Genomic DNA, 14,882 nt, shown 5'->3' with positions numbered 1-14,882 from the left:
AAACGAGACATTGTGCTCAAGCCAATGGCTCTGCGAGAGTCTGCCGGACGCAGCGGCCCCGCACCCGATGCGCTGAGAGAAAGACGCTCTGACATGCACGTTCCCGCAACCCTCGTACGCGGTGGGACCAGCAAATGCTGGCTCTTCCCCCAGGTGCACATGCCCACCGACCGCGATCGGATCGAGCGCATCCTGGTCGACGCCTATGGCGCGGCGGACCCCGTTCAGCTCGACGGCATCGGCGGCGCCACCCCCACCACGTCCAAGGCGGCCGTGGTCGGCGCGAGCGCCCACGAAGGCGTCGACATCGACTACCTCTTCGCCCAGGTCGGCATCGGGACCGGCACGGTCGAGTGGGGCAGCAACTGCGGCAACTGCGCGACAGCCATTGCCCTCTACGCCGTGGCCGAGGGCCTGGTGCCAATCAAGGACGACCGCACCCCCGTGGTCATGCGCAACATCAACACGGGCGCCGTCCTCGAAGCCGAGGTGGACACCCTGGGAGGCCGGGTCCAGGAGTTCGGCGACCGTACGGTCCCGGGCACGCTGGCCGGAGGCGTGCCGGTCGGTCTCGCTTTTCGTCACCCCTCGGGCGCCGCGACAGGTCGCCTCCTGCCGACCGGCCGGCCTGCTGAAGTAGTGCCGGTCGGCGAGCGGTCGTTGGCCGTGAGCATGGTGGATGCTGGGGCTCCGGTGGTCCTGGTGGACGCGCTGCGCGCCGACCGGACCGGAGCCGAGACGCTGGAGCAGATGCGCGCGGACGTGCCGTGGCTGCGTGCGGCCCGGCATGCCGCCGCAGTCCGCATGGGCTTGGCCGAACCCGGGGCCGCACCCGGTGACGCGGTGCCCAAGGTCGGCCTCGTCGGCCCTCCCGTCGCCTACACCACCACCCTCGGCGAGCATGTGGCCGCGCACGAGTACGACGTGTCCGTACGGATGCTGTCGATGAACTCGCCGCACCCGGCCATCGGCCTCACCTCCGCGGTCGCCGTGGCCGCCGCCAACCTCGTCGAGGGAACCGTGGTGGCCGAGGCGTCCACCGCCGCCGGCCGAGGCGTCCTGCGCATCGGCACCCCCGCAGGTGTGCTGGACGTGGAGTCCTCGGGCACTGGACCGGACCGGGTCACCGTCGCCCGGGCAGCGCGTGTGCTGTGCCGGGCCCGCATCCTCGTACGCGATCCCGCACTGCCGGCCGCCGCCTGACCCCCTGCCGCCCTTACCCGGTGAGCCGCAGGCACCGGCCCCTCTCACCCGCCCCGCCCCACAGGACAAAGAGGACAATGATGTCTACTGAGCTGGTCTCCGTCGGCGCGCTGCTCGTCATGTTCGTCGTCGGCACGGTCCTGCCGATCAACATCGGCATCCTGGCCTTCGTCGCGTCGTTCGCGATCGGTACGACCGCACTGAACATGACGGAGGATCAGATATTTGAGGGCTTCCCCGTGGAGCTCTTCCTCACCATCGTCGGCGTCACCTATCTGTTCGCCGTGGCCCGCCGCAACGGCACGGTCGATCTTCTGGTCGCCGCCGGAGTCCGCCTGGTGAGGGGGCGTACGTCCCTGATCCCCTGGGTGCTGTTCCTTCTTGCCGGTGTGCTGACGTCGCTGGGCACCTTCACCCCTGCCGCCGTGGCGATCCTGGTCCCCATCGCGATGAACTTCGCCTTCCGCTACGACATCAACCCTCTCATGGCCGGAATGATGGTGATCAGTGGCGCCCACGCCGGGGCCTTCTCGCCCATGGCCGTCTCGGGAGCACTGGTGCTCGGCATGGTCGACGACACCGAGCTGTCCGTCGCCCCTGCGACCCTCTTCTTCGCCAGCTTCGCCGTCAATGTTCTGCTGTCCCTGCTGACCTTCGCCGCCCTGCGGCGCCGCACGACGTCGGATCCGACCGCGCGGCCCGAGCAGGAAGCGGCCGACGGCGACGCGGCGGCACAGCGAGCCACCTGGCACCAGTGGGCCACGCTCGCCGCACTCGCTGCCCTGGTGGTGTGTGCTCTCGGCTTCCACATGCAGATCGGTGTCCTCGCCCTGGCCGCCGGAGCGCTGCTGGCCCTCCTGGACATGAAGCGCCAGGAGCAGGCGGTGGACGGCATCAGCTGGCACACGCTGCTGCTGGTCGGCGGCATGATGACCTACATCGCGATGCTGGAGCATGCCGGGGTCATCAAGACGATCTCCCAGCACGCGGCCGATTTCGGGACTCCGCTCCTCGTAGCCCTCCTGCTCTGCTTCACCGTCGCCGTCACCTCCGCCTTCGCCTCCTCGACCGCGATCCTCACCGCGATCATCCCGATCGCCGTTCCGCTGCTGCTGACCAGCCACCTCAGCTCGACGGGCCTGATAGCCGCTCTCGCCGTCTCCACCACGATCGTGGACGTCTCACCGTTCTCCACCAACGGAGCGCTGGTGCTGAGCAATGCACGGGGAGTGGAGCGACGCGGCTTCTACCGCCAGGTCCTCGGCTACACCTGCGGCATCGTCGCCGCGGGGCCCGTGGTGGCCTGGGGTGCTCTCGTCCTGCCCTGGTCCTGAAATCGGTGACCGGTCGGCGAGACACGAGCAAACACCTGAAGCGCCGCCGGTCGCGGCGCTGCAGGTGTTTGTCGTCGTGGCCCAGGTTGCCTCCGCGAGCAGGGTGGTCACGGGTGATGACCGCCGACAGGCGCAGCAGCCGGTCGGCCAACTGCTCGGGATCGAGCGTCCCGTCGCCCTCGACGATCCAGTCGGTGACGCCCCGCTCACCCCCTCCCGCATCCGACACCAACAGCCGGCACGGCACGGACCGAGCCCCAAAACGGTGACCGAATTCGACGAAGAGTCACAAGACGGACGATCCCCTGCTACCGCTCACGCTCTGACCACGAGCGCCCCACCCCCGACCCACACCAGCCCCGGTGACCAGCAGGAATCAGGATTGCGAGACTTCACTCGCCGCACCGCAGCGCAAACCGCGCCCGCTTCGTCCCCACGCCGAGCAATGGCGCGGCCCGCGGCCCGCCGGCACGCGTCACAGCCGCCGGGACCACACCGTCCGGCGACCGACAGCCCTACTTGATGACGGGGTTGACCGCCACGACAGCCAGGCCGAGCAGCGCGTCCACCGTGCCGGTCTTCAAGGCAGAGCCCCAGGTGCGGCCTCCGGCGCGGGCGGCAAGCTGTCCCCAGGCGAACTGCAGCACCACACACCCTGAAACCGGAGACTGCTGGAGCTCGACGCTGAAGTACCCGTATCGACCGGCGCGTCCGCGGGGCCCAGGGTCTCCTGGAAGCCGTCCCCTTCGCCGACCAGCCGCCGAACGGCCCGAACCCCTCCGACGACACGGCACCCGTCGCCGTACAGATCACCGCGGGCCGGTCGTCGATCCCACCGCACCGGCTCCGCAGCCGGCCAAGGCCTCCGGAGAGAACGCCACGAACGGGGCGGCCACCCTCGGCGCTTCGAGGAGGACCGGTTCACCGAGAAGGGTGCGGACGAGGAGTTCCCGGCCGAACTCGCGGGCGCAGGCGGCGACGTAGCACGTGTCACGGACGAATGCGGCCATGGCGGCCTTCTGGAGCGGTCGCGACAGTAGCCCAAATCTACGGAAGCTAGGCGCAGTTGTGATCACCGTCAATGATCCCGCCGAACTTCGAGACACCCTTCCGGTCGCCCCTCGACGACCACCAGCAATCTTGTGCAGATTCTTGACGGTCGTCGGAGAATCGCCGTACGTTCCCTCGCGACGACAGGTCCGCGACCTGGCCGGCCCACAAGACAGGGATGACAGCCATGGCAGACACCACAAGTCCCGCTTCCTCGCCACCAACTCCGCACAGCCCGGCTCAGCTGCGCCGCGCGGTGACCGGCAGCTTCATCGGCAGCGTGATCGAGTACTACGACTTCCTGCTGTACGCCACAGCCTCCGCCGTCGTGTTCAACAAGGTCTTCTTCTCCAGCCTCGACCCCCTTGCCGGAACGGTGGCGAGCCTCGGCACCTTCGCCGCCGGGTACGTGGCGCGCCCGCTCGGCGGCATCATCTTCGGGCACTTCGGCGACCGGCTCGGCCGTAAGCGGATGCTGGTGACGACCATGACCCTGATGGGCGTGGTCAGCTTTCTCATCGGGCTGCTTCCGACGGACCGTCAGATTGGTGGCTGGGCCGCGGTTCTCCTGGTAATGCTGCGCGTCCTCCAGGGCATAGCGGCCGGCGGCGAATGGGGCGGGGCGGTCCTGATGTCCGCCGAGCACGCCACCACCCGGCGCGGACTGTGGGCCGCGTTCACCAACGCCGGGGCACCCTGCGGGACCATCCTGTCCACCGCCGCGCTCACCGGCACCAGTGCGGTCGTCGGCGAGGAGGCGTTCCTGTCCTGGGGCTGGCGGGTGCCGTTCCTGCTGAGCATCCTGCTGCTCGCGGTCGGCCTGTTCATCCGGCTGCGGGTGGAGGAGACGCCGGTGTTCACGGCGGCCGGCCAAAAGCCGGAGCCGCGCGGGATCCCGCTGCTCCAGGTCCTGCGCGACCAGCCGCGCGTGCTGCTCCTTGTGGTCGGCACCGGCCTGGCCGCGTTCGTCGCCCAGGGCACGCTGACCACCTTCCTCATCGCGTACGGAGTCCAGCACGGCCACGAGCGCCAGACCGTCCTGAACTCGCTCACTCTGTCCTCGGCGCTCGCCGTGATCGGCATCCTCGGCTGGTCCGCCCTCTCCGACCGGGTCGGGCGCCGGCCCGTCGTCCTGACCGGTGCGGTCGCGATGGCCGTGTTCGGCTTCGCGCTCTTCCCGCTGGTCGACTCCGGCAGCCCCGGGCAGCTCGTGCTGGCCCTGGTCCTCGGTCAGTCCCTGATCCAGCCGATGATGTACGGGCCTCTCGCCGCGCTCTGCGCCGAGTTGTTCGCCACACGGAGTCGCTACACCGGGGCCTCCCTCGGCTATCAACTCGCCGCGCTCGGCGCCGGATTCGCGCCGCTGCTCTTCGCCGAGCTCCAGCGTTCCTCCGGCAGTTCGGACACCACCGTGATCTCCGTGGTCATCGCCGCGTTCTGCGCCCTGAGCGTGGTCAGCATCCTGCTGCTCGGCGAGACCAGCACCCGCCGGCTCACCGACGGAGCCGACGGAGCCGTCGGGGCCGGCCGGACCGGCGAAGCCCCCGTGAAGCCCACCGCCCTCCCCAGCCAGAGCGAGGTCCGCCCGTGAAACTGTTCTCCCCCGCACTCAGAGGCCCGGCCGCGCTCGCCGCCGTCCTCACCTTCGCCGCCACCCCGGCGCATGCCGAGACGCAGCCAGTACACCTGGAGGGAACACTCGCCTCCGGCGCCACCTATGTGATCGACGCCCCCGCCGACTGGAACGGCACCCTGCTCCTCTTCAGCCACGGCTACACCCCGGCAGGCTCCCCCAACCCGGCCACGAACGCCCCCGACGCACCGACGAAGACCCGGCTGCTTGCCGAGGGCTACGCACTGGCCGGATCTTCGTACGCCACCACCGGCTGGGCCGTCGGCGAGGCGGTTCCCGACCAGCTGGCGACGCTCGACCGGTTCGCCGCGCAGGTCGGCACGGCCCGCACCACCCTGGCCTGGGGAAGTTCATACGGCGGCCTGGTCACCACCGCGCTGGCCGAACGCCACCCGGACCGCATCGACGGCTCGCTCTCCGAGTGCGGCCTGCTCCAGGGCGGCGTCGCCAACTGGAACTCCACCCTCGACCCCGTCTTCGCGCTGAAGACCCTTCTCGCAGACGCCAAGGACATCCCGCTGACCGGCCTCGGCGACGCGGCCACCGCGAACAGCGCCGCGAACACCCTCTCCCAGGCCGTGACCGCAGCCCAGGGCGATCGGGCCGGTCGCGCCCGGATCGCGCTCGCCGCCGCCCTGCACAACGTCCCCGGCTGGAACTCCCCCGCCCAGACCCGTCCCTCCCCGGACGACTACACGGCCCAGCAGGCCAACCAGTACGAGGCGCTGTCCGGTCTGGTCGCCCTGCCCGCCTTCCGCTGGCGCCTGGAAGCCGAGAGCAGGGCAGGCGGCAACATGTCCTGGAACACCGGCGTCGACTACACGGAGATGCTGCGCGAATCGGCCACGTACAAGCAGGTCAAGGGTCTCTACAAGGCGGCGGGCCGCTCCCTGGAGAGGGATCTCGCCCGCCTGGAGCGGGCGCCGCGGATCAGCGCGGACCCGGCCGCCGTCGCCTTCATGACCCGGAACATCACCTTCACCGGTGAACTGCGCAAGCCTCAGCTGGACATCCACACCACCGGCGATGCCCTCATCCCGGTCCAGGCCATGAGCGCCCACCGGCGGGCGGTCACCGGGGCCGGGAAGCAGACGCTGCTCCGGCAGGCCTACGTGGAGAACGCCGGGCACTGCACCTTCTCCGCTGCCGAGCAGGTCGCCGCGGTGCACGCGCTGAAGCAGCGGGTCGACAGCGGGCGCTGGGGGAACACCGGCGCCGAGGCCCTCAACGCCGAGGCGGGCAGGATCGATCCGGCGGACCCGGCCCGGTACCTCACGTACGAGGCCGGGCCGTACCCCCGCGCTTACGACCTCGCCCGGCCCTGGCGCTGACGGCGGGCCCCCTCATTCCTCCTGGGCCGGCACCGTCTCCAGGAGCTCCTCCGCGAGCCGCCGCGCCGCAGCGTCTACCCGGGCGTCGGCCCGGCGGAATACGTCCTGGGCGCGGGCGGCCGGCCAGTCCTCGGGGAGGTGCCGGAGAGGCAGGTGCGGGTCGGCTCGGACGATGACCAGCCACTCGGTGAGCAGCCGCAGTTTGACGGCGAGCGGGTCGATGTCCGTGGCGTCGTCCGCGCCGTCGGCCAGGGCGGACCAGCGGTCGGTGAAGGCGCGATAGCCGGCGGCGGGGGTCGCCAGGTCCCAGGTCTCGTGGACCATGCGGGCGATGTCGGTGGCCGGGTCGACGGTGGAGTGGAAGACGGTGACCCGGTCACCGAAGCCGGGGTCGGCGGTGATCTCCTCCGTGTCGGCCCGGCCGGGCGCGATCCACAGTCCGCCGATCAGCGGGCCGAAGCCGGCCCAGGCCAACTGGGCGCGCAGTCCGTGCCGTTGGCGCTGGCTGGCCTCGGGGAGGGAGAAGGCGAGCAGGGTCCAGGTGCCGTCCCAGGAATCGTTGACCGCGCCCTGTTTCCAGACTCGGTCCTCACCGTCGCGCAGGATGGAAACCGCGCGGTCGGTGAGGCCGAAGTACATCCGGCGGCCCACCCGGCGACGGTGCAGCAGACCGCGGCCGACCATGCGGGTCAGGGTCGAGCGGGTGGCGTGCTCACCGACGCCCGCGCGGCCGAAGACGTCGATGACGCTTCCCGAGTAGACGTAGGCGTCGCCGCCGAGCACGTAGTTGCCGAGGAAGGTGAGCATCAGTGACTGCGGGCGCAGCCCCATCTCCCCGCCTTCTTCCGGCACTTCGGCTTCCTCCGCTGCCGTCATGACGTCCTCCCCTTCTCCGCTTTCACCGCTCCGGCACGCGCACATGATCACGCGAGCTCATTGTTGCGCACTCTATTGACCGCCGCAACATAACTGCCTAGCGTTACGGCGGAGCCCACCCACCGAGGAGACCCACCATGGACCTTTCCGGCAAGACCGCCGTCGTCACCGGCAGCGGGCGGGGCCTCGGCCTCGCCTATGCCCGCGCCCTGGCCGCCGCCGGCGCCTCGGTCGTCGTCAACGACGTGGATGCGCAGGCCGCCGAGGCCGCCGTCAAGCAGATCACCGGGGACGGCGGCCGCGCGGTCGCGGAGACCGTCGCGGTCGGCACCACGGAGGCGGCCGACGCGCTGGTCGGGCGGGCCGTCGCCGAGTACGGCCGGCTCGACGTGATGGTCACCAACGCGGGTGTGCTCCGCGACCGCGTGCTGTGGAAGATGTCCGACGACGATTTCGACACCGTCCAGCAGGTGCATCTGCGCGGCACGTTCACCTGCGCCCGCGCCGCCGCGATCCGCATGCGCGAACAGGGCAGCGGCGGCCGCATCATCGTCGCCGGATCACCCGCGGGACAGCGCGGCAACTTCGGCCAGACCAACTACGCCGCCGCCAAGGCGGGCATCGCCGCGATGGTCCGCACCTGGGCCATGGAACTGGCCAGGTCCGGCATCACCGCGAACGCCGTCGTCCCCAACGCGGCCACCGAGATGACGAAGACGATGCCACTGTTCGCCCCGTACATCGAGGCCTACGAGAACGACGGCACGCCGTTCCCGGATGCCCTGCGCAAGGGCATCGCCTTCGGTACCGCCCAGGACTGCGCCGGCCTGGTCGTCTTCCTCGCCTCCGAGTCGGCCGCGGACGTCACCGGACAGTGCGTCGGCATCGGCGGCGACAAGCTGTCGCTGTGGTCGCATCCCCAGGAGATCTCAGCCGCGTACGCCGACGGCGGATGGACGGCCGACGCGATCGCGGCGGCCTGGCCGACCTCGGTGGGACAGCGCCCGGAGTCCTACGGCATCCCCGCCCCGAAGCTGTAGAGGAGGCGACCACGCCATGCCCGGTATCGATATCGATGCGATCACCGCGATCGACGTACACACCCACGCCGAGGTGTCCGCGCGCGGACAGGGCTCGCTCTCCGCCGAGCTCGAGGACGCCTCCGGTAAATATTTCAAGGTCGAGGGTGGCCACCGCAGGCCGACCCTGCCCGAGATCGCCGCGTACTACCGCGAGCGGAAGATGGCCTGCGTCGTCTTCACCGTCGACGCGGAGGCAGCGACCGGCATCCCCGCCGTGCCCAACGAGGAAATCGCCGAGGCCGCCGCCGAGAACCCTGACGTGATCATCCCCTTCGCCTCGATCGACCCTGCCAAGGGAAAGGCGGGCGCCCGCGAAGTGCGGCGCCTGGTACGGGACTTCGGGGTGCGGGGCTTCAAGTTCCATCCCAGCGTGCAGGCCTTTTACCCCAACGACCGCTCCGCGTACGTCCTGTACGAGGCGATCGAGGAGGCCGGCGCGATCGCCGTCTTCCACACCGGCCAGACCGGCATCGGCGCGGGCGCGCCCGGCGGCGGGGGCATCCGCCTGAAGTACTCCAACCCGCTGCACATCGACGACGTGGCCGCCGACTTCCCCGGCATGCCGATCATCATGGCCCACCCGTCGTTCCCCTGGCAGGACGAGGCCCTGTCGGTGGCCACGCACAAACCGCTGGTGTACATCGATCTGTCGGGCTGGTCGCCGAAGTACTTCCCGCCGCAGCTCGTCCAATACGCCAACACGCTGCTCAAGGACAAGGTGCTGTTCGGGACGGACTACCCGCTGCTCACCCCTGAGCGCTGGTTGAAGGACTTCGCCGCACTGCCGGTCAAGGACGAGGTCCGGCCGAAGATCCTCAAGGAGAACGCGGCACGACTGTTCGGCTTCACCAAGGACTGACCCGAGGACCGACCCGGGCACCGGCCCAAGGGCCCGATCCACCGGGTGGCGACCCGCCGAGGACCGTCCCGCCCATCCGCACAGCTGTCGAGGGACGCAAAGGAGCTCCCGTATGCGCGACCAAGGCATCGGATCCTGGACCGCGCGTCGCGCCCGTAAGACCCCGGGCCGCGTCGCAGTCGTGCACCGCCAGGACAACCGGATCACCCGTCACACCTACGCCCAGCTGCACGAGCGCACCACCCGCCTCGCCCGCCATCTGCACACCCTCGGCGTCCGCCGCGGCGACCGGGTCGCGTTCCTCGGCCCGAACCACCCCGCCTTCCTCGAGTCGATGTTCGCGACCGCCCGGCTGGGCGCGGTGTTCGTTCCACTCAACACCCGGCTCGCCGACGCCGAGTTGCGGCACTGCCTCAGCGACTCCGGCGCGCGCCTGCTCGTGCACACGGTGTCGTTCGGCGCGTTCGCCGGTACCTGCGGGGCCGTCCCGCTCGTCCCCGTCGACGACACCTACGAGGACGCCCTCGCCCAGGCCTCGACGTCCCCGGTCGACGAGGCCGTCTCCCCCGACGACCTGGCGATGATCATGTACACCTCGGGGACCACCGGCCGCGCAAAGGGCGCCGCACTCACCCACTCCAACCTGACCTGGAACAGCGTCAACACCCTGGTCGACGCCGACTTCGCCGCCGACGAGGTCACACTCCTCTCGGCGCCCCTGTTCCACACGGCGGCCCTCAACATGACGTGCCTGCCGACCTTCCTCAAGGGGGGCACACTCGTCCTGGAGGAGTCGTTCTCACCCGTCCGCACCCTCGCCCTGGTCGAGGAGCACGGGGTGACGTTGATGTTCGGTGTGCCCACGATGTTCGCACAGATCGCCGCCGAGAAACGCTTCGCCGAGGCCGACCTGTCGTCCGTACGGAAGCTGATGTGCGGCGGAGCCCCGGTTCCCCAGGCGCTGATCCATACGTACGAGGCGCGCGGTCTGCGCTTTGTCCAGGGCTACGGCATGACCGAGGCGTCCCCCGGCGTGTGCCTCCTCGACGCCGACAACGCCCTGGCCAAGGCGGGCAGCGCGGGCCTGCCCCACTTCTTCAACGACATCCGGATCGTCGACCCGTCCGGCATGGACGCCGAGCGCGGCGAACTGCTCGTCCAGGGCCCCACCGTCATGTCCGGCTACTGGGGCCTGCCCGAGGCGACCACGGCGGCCCTCTCGGACGGCTGGCTCCGTACAGGAGACGTGGTGGTGGCGGACGCCGACGGATACGTCACAATCGTCGACCGCGCCAAAGACCTGATCATTTCTGGTGGGGAGAACATCTACCCGGCCGAGGTGGAACAGGCCCTGTACGAGCACCCGGCCGTCGCCGACTGTGCCGTGATCGGCGTGCCCGACGCGACATGGGGTGAGGTGGGCCGCGCTGTCGTCGTCCGCGCACCGGGCTCCGAGGCCGACGCCGCCGTGATCCTCGCCTCGCTCGACGGGCGGCTCGCCCGTTACAAGATTCCCAAGTCGGTCGTCTTCGCCGGCGCGCTGCCCCGCAGCGGCGCCGGCAAGCTGCTCAAACCCCGCATCCGTGAAACCTACGGAAACCTCCCTGTCCCTGGAGCCGACTCATGACCGCACTCCGTACCGTCACCGGCCTCGACGAGATCAAGGCCCTCACCGGCGCCGACCTCGGCCGCACCGACTGGCTGGACATCACCCAGCAGCGGGTGAACACCTTCGCCGACGCCACCGGCGACAACCAGTGGATCCACACCGACCCCGAACGCGCGGCCGCCGGCCCCTTCGGCGCCCCGATCGCCCACGGCTACCTGACTCTCTCCCTCGTCATCCCGCTCTTCAACGACCTCCTCGCCGTCGAAGGCATCTCGATGAGCATCAACTACGGCCTGGACAAGCTGCGTTTCCCCAGCCCGGTGAAGGTGGGGGCTCAGATCCGACTGCACGGCACCGTGGATTCTGTGGAGGAGGTCAAGGGCAACGGTGTCGAGATGCGACTGACCTTCACGATCGAGGTGGAGGGCGCGGAGAAGCCGGCGTGCGTGGCATCGGCGATCTACCGCCACTACGCGTAGTGGCCGAGAACACGCCGAGCCCGCCGCACCCTCTTGTCCACGCGGGCACCGGCCCCGTACGGTGCGGCAACCCATCCGTGTACGACCAGGTCAGGAGTGTCAGGTGCGCAGGTTCGCGGCGAACGACGCGGTCCCGCGTACCGGCGTCCGCAGGCCTTCCGGAAGAGGCACCATCGCGCGGCGTCCTCGCCCGGACCACACAGTCCGGCAGGTTCCACCCTGTCCGGGCGGACTTACGCGGCACGCGGAGCCCGAACCTGCCGGGCACCTCCGGTGAGCCGCTCCGCCGCCGACCGTCTCCTCGACGTCCTCGGCGCCTTCGACCAGGCCCACCCGGCCCTCACCCTCAGCCAGCTCGCCCGGCGCGCCGAGCTGTCCCTGCCCACCGCGCACCGCCTGGTGGCCACGCTGACCGGGTGGGGCGCCCTGGAACGCGACGACTCCGGGCGGTACCACGTCGGGCTGCGGCTGTGGGAGACCGCCGCGCTCGCCCCGCGCGGACTCGGCCTGCGGGAGGCGGCGCTGCCGTACCTGGAGGACCTGTACGAGGCAACGCACGAGAACGTGCATCTCGCCGTACGTGACGGCCGGGAGGTCGTCTACATCGAGAGGCTGTCCGGGCGATCGGCGGTCGGTGTCCACTCGCGGGTCGGCGCACGCTGGCCGCTGCACGCCACCGGGGTGGGCATGGTACTGCTCGCCCACGGCGATCCCGATTTCCAAAGCCGTTACCGCGTCGAGGAGTTGGCGGCCTTCACTCCGTACACCGTCACCGATCCGGAGCGGCTGCGCCGGATGCTGGCCGAAGTACGGCACGGCGGTGTCGCGGTGAGCGACCGGCAGATCACCGACGACGCGCTCTCGGTCGCCGCCCCGATACGTGGGGCGCGCGGGGACGTGGTCGCGGCGGTCTCCGTCGTCGTACCGGTCGCCGGGGCACGGATACCCGCGCTGATCCCGGCGGTCCAGCTGGCCGGCCGCGGCATCTCACGTGCCCTGGGCTGGCAGCCCGCCGCGCCGGGGCCGACGGCTTCCGCCTGACGGAAGTCGCGTTGTGACGGTGCGGCCCCGGTCGCCACTGTGTGCCGTGACGCGGAGCGACGGCGCTTTGCGCGATGCCAGGAGGGACGCCTGCCATGACCGGCCACACCACCACGCACGCCGACAACTTCGCCCGCAACCAGTGGTACGTCGCCGCCTGGTCCTCCGAGGTCGGCCGCGAACTCCTCGGCCGCACGGTCCTCGGCGAGCCGCTCGCCCTGTACCGCACGGAGGCCGGTGAGCCCGTCGTGCTCGCCGACCGCTGCGTGCACCGCCGATTCCCGCTGTCGGCGAGCGGGCTCGACGGGGACCGCGTGGTGTGCGGCTACCACGGGTTCACCTACGACACGACCGGCACCTGCGTGTACGTGCCCGGGCAGAAGCGGGTCCCCCGGACGGCCCGGGTCACCTCGTACCCGGTGTCCGAGGTCGACGGAATGGTGTGGGTGTGGATCGGCGACCCCGAACTCGCCGATCCCGCCACGATCCGGCGCGCCGAACACCTCACCGCTGACGGCTGGGTCACCGTGCAGGGCATGGAGCCGATCGACGCCGACTACGGCCTCCTGGTCGACAACCTGTTGGACCTCTCCCACGAGACCTACCTGCACGGCGGCTACATCGGCACTCCTGAGGTCGCCGAGACCCCGATTACGACCGAGGTCGACGAGAAGGCGGGCATCGTACGGGTCTCGCGGCACATGTCCGACGCCGAGTGCCCGCCGTTCTACGCCCGTTCCACCGGGATCGAGGGGCGGATCCGGCGCCTGCAGGACATCGAGTACCACGCGCCGTGCCTCTACCTGCTGCACAGCCGCATCAGCCCGGCCGGCACCGACGCCCCGCTGTTCCGCACCGAGATCACGTACGCCATCACGCCGTCGGCCCCCGGCAAGGTGTACGACTTCTGGGCCGTCTCGAGGAACTTCGCGGTCGACGACGAGGAAGTGACCACTTTCCTGCGGGACTTCAACCACACGGTCGTGATGCAGGACGTGGACGCGCTCAACCTGCTGCAGCGCGCGCTGGACAGCGAACCGGCCGGCTACCAGGAGCTCAGCATCAACATCGACACCGGCGGACTGGCCGCCCGCCGCATCCTCGCCGGGCTGGCCGCCGGATGAGCGGCGTCGTCCGTATCGACTGGCTCCCCGGCACCGACACCCTCCGCGGGTGCTGCCACTGCGGCGCCCGGCACTCCTGCGAGGACCCGGTCGCGATGTGGGAGTGGATGCTCGCCCACCCCGACCACCCAGCTTCTGAGAAGGGCGAAACCCCATGAGCGAGCTGCTCGACCTCGTCGTCTCCGAACGCCGCCAGGAAGCCGTCGACGTCATCTCCCTGATCCTGCGCCGGCCGGACGGCGCTCCTCTGCCCCCCTGGGAACCTGGCGCCCACGTCGATCTGGTCCTGCGTGAGGGCCTCGAGCGGCAGTACTCGCTGTGCGGCAGCAACGACGACCGCTCATGGCGGATCGCCGTGCTGCGGGAGCCGGACGGACGCGGCGGATCCGCCCTCGTCCACAGCGACCTGGAGCCCGGCAGCAATGTTGCCGTGCGTGGCCCACGCAACCACTTCAGGCTCGAGGCGGCACCGGCCTACCGCTTCGTGGCCGGCGGGATCGGCATCACCCCGATCCTGCCGATGCTGGCCGCCGCCAAAGGACCGTGGACGCTGCACTACGGCGGCCGCTCCCGCCACTCGATGGCGTTCACCGACGAGCTCACCGCCACGCATCCAGCCGACCGCGTCCGGCTGTACCAAGGCCCGCTCGACCTGCAGCAGTACCTGTCCGGCCTGCGACCCGGCGAACTCGTCTACGCCTGCGGGCCACAGCCCCTGCTCGCCGCCGTGGAGACACTCGTCCCACCCGAGGCGCTGCGCAGCGAGCGCTTCACTCCCGCACCGTCCGACACCACCGGGGACAGGCCCTTCGAGCTTGAACTGGCGCGCTCAGGCCTGACCTTGACGGTGGCGGCCGGCCAGTCGGTCCTCACCGCGATACGCCAGGCCGGGGTCGAAGTCCTGTACTCCTGCACCGAAGGCACCTGCGGCACCTGCGAGACGGACGTACTGGCCGGTTCCGTCGACCACCGCGACACAGTCCTCACCCCTCAGGATCGGGCCTGCGACGAAACAATGATGATTTGCGTGTCACGGGCGAAGGGACAACGGCTCACTCTGGACCTGTGACAGACACGGGCGGCCGCTCACCTCACGGTGCGCTCGGTGCGGCAGCCCGGCCGGGGCCGTCGGGCTGCACCCGGCCACGGTGCCGCCGGCCGTCACCGGGCAGCATGCCGGAGGACAGCTCCTCTCGCCTGGTTCGGTGTCTGATCAATCGGCCTTCCGTACGGTGCGGGGCCGGGCAGCGCTGCCCGGCCC

The 14,882-nt window shown here is 70.4% G+C and carries 14 protein-coding genes; 11 read left to right on the top strand and 3 right to left on the bottom strand.

The genetic code is table 11. The features are described from left to right. The first annotated feature begins 93 nt into the window (after positions 1-93). Positions 94-1,203 (top strand): PrpF domain-containing protein, encoded by a 1,110-nt coding sequence (locus ACFWBQ_RS25010; protein ID WP_385494823.1) that lies wholly within the window; start codon positions 94-96, stop codon positions 1,201-1,203. An 80-nt stretch (positions 1,204-1,283) separates the two neighbouring features. Next, the gene (locus ACFWBQ_RS25005; RefSeq protein ID WP_385494816.1) at positions 1,284-2,537 is read left to right on the top strand and encodes an SLC13 family permease; all 1,254 of its coding nucleotides are present in this window, start codon (positions 1,284-1,286) and stop codon (positions 2,535-2,537) included. Positions 2,538-3,052: 515 nt separating this feature from the next. Here ACFWBQ_RS25005 and ACFWBQ_RS25000 read toward each other — a convergent pair. Continuing rightward, the gene (locus ACFWBQ_RS25000; protein ID WP_385494809.1) at positions 3,053-3,184 is read right to left on the bottom strand and encodes a hypothetical protein; all 132 of its coding nucleotides are present in this window, start codon (positions 3,182-3,184) and stop codon (positions 3,053-3,055) included. A gap of 162 nt (positions 3,185-3,346) precedes the next feature. Next, a complete protein-coding gene (locus ACFWBQ_RS24995) occupies positions 3,347-3,547 on the bottom strand; it encodes a hypothetical protein (RefSeq protein ID WP_385494803.1) in 201 nt (66 codons plus the stop codon). Between the two features lie 227 nt (positions 3,548-3,774). Here ACFWBQ_RS24995 and ACFWBQ_RS24990 point away from each other — a divergent pair, with 227 nt between their 5' ends. Further along, a complete protein-coding gene (locus ACFWBQ_RS24990; protein WP_385494795.1) occupies positions 3,775-5,178 on the top strand; it encodes an MFS transporter in 1,404 nt (467 codons plus the stop codon). Next, a complete protein-coding gene (locus tag ACFWBQ_RS24985; RefSeq protein WP_385494787.1) occupies positions 5,175-6,551 on the top strand; it encodes an alpha/beta hydrolase family protein in 1,377 nt (458 codons plus the stop codon). Before ACFWBQ_RS24990 ends, ACFWBQ_RS24985 begins: the two co-directional genes overlap by 4 nt. Positions 6,552-6,563: 12 nt before the next feature. Here ACFWBQ_RS24985 and ACFWBQ_RS24980 read toward each other — a convergent pair whose 3' ends face one another. Beyond that, on the bottom strand, positions 6,564-7,427 hold the full coding sequence (locus ACFWBQ_RS24980; RefSeq protein WP_385494781.1) for a PaaX family transcriptional regulator C-terminal domain-containing protein: 864 nt from the start codon (positions 7,425-7,427) through the stop codon (positions 6,564-6,566). A gap of 137 nt (positions 7,428-7,564) precedes the next feature. Between ACFWBQ_RS24980 and ACFWBQ_RS24975 the strand changes: the two genes are divergently transcribed. The 7 genes from ACFWBQ_RS24975 to ACFWBQ_RS24945 all read left to right on the top strand — a co-directional run bounded on the left by ACFWBQ_RS24975 (position 7,565) and on the right by ACFWBQ_RS24945 (position 14,690). Then, positions 7,565-8,467, top strand: a complete 903-nt coding sequence (locus tag ACFWBQ_RS24975) for an SDR family NAD(P)-dependent oxidoreductase (RefSeq protein WP_385494771.1) — start codon at positions 7,565-7,567, stop codon at positions 8,465-8,467. 16 nt (positions 8,468-8,483) lie between these two features. Then, complete coding sequence (locus ACFWBQ_RS24970) at positions 8,484-9,368, top strand: amidohydrolase family protein (RefSeq protein ID WP_385494761.1); 885 nt, start codon at positions 8,484-8,486, stop codon at positions 9,366-9,368. 112 nt (positions 9,369-9,480) lie between these two features. After that, on the top strand, positions 9,481-10,995 hold the full coding sequence (locus ACFWBQ_RS24965; RefSeq protein ID WP_385494753.1) for a long-chain fatty acid--CoA ligase: 1,515 nt from the start codon (positions 9,481-9,483) through the stop codon (positions 10,993-10,995). Beyond that, positions 10,992-11,456: a MaoC family dehydratase gene (locus ACFWBQ_RS24960; protein ID WP_385494746.1), complete on the top strand. Its 465-nt coding sequence runs from the start codon at positions 10,992-10,994 to the stop codon at positions 11,454-11,456. The genes ACFWBQ_RS24965 and ACFWBQ_RS24960 overlap by 4 nt, the downstream gene beginning before the upstream one ends. A 273-nt stretch (positions 11,457-11,729) precedes the next feature. Next, the gene (locus ACFWBQ_RS24955) at positions 11,730-12,497 is read left to right on the top strand and encodes an IclR family transcriptional regulator (protein WP_385494739.1); all 768 of its coding nucleotides are present in this window, start codon (positions 11,730-11,732) and stop codon (positions 12,495-12,497) included. Positions 12,498-12,592: 95 nt separating this feature from the next. Then, positions 12,593-13,621: a Rieske 2Fe-2S domain-containing protein gene (locus ACFWBQ_RS24950; protein ID WP_385494725.1), complete on the top strand. Its 1,029-nt coding sequence runs from the start codon at positions 12,593-12,595 to the stop codon at positions 13,619-13,621. A 154-nt stretch (positions 13,622-13,775) separates the two neighbouring features. Then, positions 13,776-14,690 (top strand): PDR/VanB family oxidoreductase, encoded by a 915-nt coding sequence (locus tag ACFWBQ_RS24945; RefSeq protein WP_385494684.1) that lies wholly within the window; start codon positions 13,776-13,778, stop codon positions 14,688-14,690. The last annotated feature ends 192 nt before the right edge of the window (positions 14,691-14,882 follow it).

The sequence above is a fragment of the Streptomyces sp. NPDC060035 genome, from assembly GCF_042736635.1.
GTDB lineage: Bacteria > Actinomycetota > Actinomycetes > Streptomycetales > Streptomycetaceae > Streptomyces.
Note: the sequence above shows the minus strand (reverse complement) of the source record. Positions and strands in the feature narration are given on the sequence as shown.

Excerpts from the sequence above, each read along its gene's own strand:
- ACFWBQ_RS25010 (WP_385494823.1), top strand. The coding sequence starts at position 94 with ATGCACGTTCCCGCAACCCTCGTACGCGGTGGGACCAGCAAATGCTGG.
- ACFWBQ_RS25005 (WP_385494816.1), top strand. The coding sequence starts at position 1,284 with ATGTCTACTGAGCTGGTCTCCGTCGGCGCGCTGCTCGTCATGTTCGTC.
- ACFWBQ_RS24995 (WP_385494803.1), bottom strand. The coding sequence starts at position 3,547 with ATGGCCGCATTCGTCCGTGACACGTGCTACGTCGCCGCCTGCGCCCGC.
- ACFWBQ_RS24990 (WP_385494795.1), top strand. The coding sequence starts at position 3,775 with ATGGCAGACACCACAAGTCCCGCTTCCTCGCCACCAACTCCGCACAGC.
- ACFWBQ_RS24980 (WP_385494781.1), bottom strand. The coding sequence starts at position 7,427 with ATGACGGCAGCGGAGGAAGCCGAAGTGCCGGAAGAAGGCGGGGAGATG.
- ACFWBQ_RS24975 (WP_385494771.1), top strand. The coding sequence starts at position 7,565 with ATGGACCTTTCCGGCAAGACCGCCGTCGTCACCGGCAGCGGGCGGGGC.
- ACFWBQ_RS24970 (WP_385494761.1), top strand. The coding sequence starts at position 8,484 with ATGCCCGGTATCGATATCGATGCGATCACCGCGATCGACGTACACACC.
- ACFWBQ_RS24965 (WP_385494753.1), top strand. The coding sequence starts at position 9,481 with ATGCGCGACCAAGGCATCGGATCCTGGACCGCGCGTCGCGCCCGTAAG.
- ACFWBQ_RS24960 (WP_385494746.1), top strand. The coding sequence starts at position 10,992 with ATGACCGCACTCCGTACCGTCACCGGCCTCGACGAGATCAAGGCCCTC.
- ACFWBQ_RS24950 (WP_385494725.1), top strand. The coding sequence starts at position 12,593 with ATGACCGGCCACACCACCACGCACGCCGACAACTTCGCCCGCAACCAG.
- ACFWBQ_RS24945 (WP_385494684.1), top strand. The coding sequence starts at position 13,776 with ATGAGCGAGCTGCTCGACCTCGTCGTCTCCGAACGCCGCCAGGAAGCC.